Source organism: Cedecea sp. B1(4) (assembly GCF_059414925.1).
In genome coordinates this window covers 1-265 of sequence record NZ_JCAHMZ010000120.1, presented here as the reverse complement: position 1 = coordinate 265, position 265 = coordinate 1, and the positions used below count along the sequence as shown (strand labels likewise).

General features: G+C 62.3%; 1 protein-coding gene. It reads right to left on the bottom strand.

Features of this window, described 5'->3' with window-relative positions; all coding sequences use genetic code 11:
- Positions 1-265, bottom strand: a 265-nt coding sequence (locus ACR6JA_RS22310) for a hypothetical protein (protein WP_494599586.1), incomplete at both ends; no start/stop codon positions are given.

Below are 265 nucleotides of genomic sequence, written 5' to 3'. Positions count from 1 at the left end.
CACACCGTCGCGCGCCATATTCGCGCTTATAGCCTCCTGCAAGGCCTCACCGCCCGTGCGCAGCGTCTCCGGCAGCGACTTCAAATCCACAGACGCCGGAAACACCTTGCAGTAGAGGCCGAAGTTCTCCACCCCTTTCAGTGGCGTGGCTGAGGCATACATCGTCGCTGTGCTGTTGGCGACAGCCTGCTGCACCGTGATGCCGAGGTTCGACGAACCAGCGGCAACATGCGACTCGTCCAACACCAGCATGCCGTCATCGGCG